The sequence below is a fragment of the Pseudomonas sp. MD195_PC81_125 genome (assembly GCF_014060985.1).
Lineage (GTDB): Bacteria > Pseudomonadota > Gammaproteobacteria > Pseudomonadales > Pseudomonadaceae > Aquipseudomonas > Aquipseudomonas parakoreensis.
The window spans coordinates 1-1,124 of record NZ_JABULD010000667.1 but is presented as its reverse complement, the minus strand read 5'-3'; the positions used below and the strand labels follow the sequence as shown (position 1 = coordinate 1,124).

General features: G+C 55.8%; 1 protein-coding gene. It reads right to left on the bottom strand.

All coding sequences use genetic code 11. The features are described 5' to 3' along the window. Positions 1–281: 281 nt before the first annotated feature. The gene (locus HT737_RS26315) at positions 282–653 is read right to left on the bottom strand and encodes a DUF6124 family protein (RefSeq protein WP_182404303.1); all 372 of its coding nucleotides are present in this window, start codon (positions 651–653) and stop codon (positions 282–284) included. Positions 654–1,124: the final 471 nt, after the last annotated feature.

Here is a 1,124-nt window from a genome sequence, read left to right as displayed (position 1 = left end):
ATCACTGCATTCATTTCATTACCTCAAAAACACGGCGATGACATCACCACCGCCAGACAGGATGAGTCCGCCAACGGTTAACCGGCGGATTGGCAAAGAGGGTCTTATTAGAAGGGCGCGCACTGTGCCGCAGAGTGGCGATGGTGTCAAAGCAACCGAATGCAACAACCGATGAACCACCCTGTAGGAGCTGCCGAAGGTGCGATCTTTTGATCTTGTTTTTTAAAAAACAAACATCAAAAAGATCGCASCTGCGGCAGCTCCTACAGAGGACCGGGCAGTTAGTTCGGGATGCGGCGGCCGTCCAGGACTCGGTTGACCATCAGTTCACTGAGCATGATCACCTGATGCAGCATCAGCATCGCCCGGCGCTGTCGGTGGTCGACGACGTCGCCAATATCGCGGGCCATATCGCTGGCGGCGGCTAACGATTCGCAGGCTTCGACGAGCAAGGTTTCCTCGTCCACGGTGGGGTCGATGAGGAAGATTCTGTTGGATTTGCTTGAGGGTGTTGAAGGGATCGAGATCTTCAGGGCGCCGGGGTTGAGGTAGAAGTTGATGGCGCGGGCGGTGGCCGCTTTTACCTTCTGCGGGTCGAGGGCTGGGTCGTACGGGATAGAGGTGTCCGGGGGGTTGGGTGTGGCTTTGAACATGGATGTACTCCTATTGCAGTTATTCAGGAGCCATCACTCTCGCTACCAAACGAGGGGTGGTGGCCATACGCGGGTTGGTAGACCGGCTGCAATAGGAACCCGGCGCTCACGAGTGAGCCCCACGCATGACCACCATAAAACCGAGCCCCGCAAAGGGACTGCATAGGTGTTGCCATACAGCTATTACAGACGGGCTACCAAACCCGATCACTGATTTTCAGTGACCGGGAAACGATATAGCCCGCCCCATAGCCGTGTAAGCCGGCGGATTCTGGCGTACGCGTAGGTAACGGCGCAAGGCGTTGTAGCCGGTATGGCGTTACGGTTCGTGTACTTTAAACGTGGTTGCGGGGTTATGTTTATGTGCGGCGTTTGCTCTGTTGTTTTGATTTTGTCTGGCAGGACGCTTTCGCGAGCAGGCTCGCTCCCACAGTTGGAATGAGTGCATTCAGTTGGGAGGTTGGTCGGCTT

Bases quoted from the DNA above. Each gene is read 5' to 3' on its own strand.
- HT737_RS26315 (WP_182404303.1), bottom strand. From the start codon at position 653: ATGTTCAAAGCCACACCCAACCCCCCGGACACCTCTATCCCGTACGAC.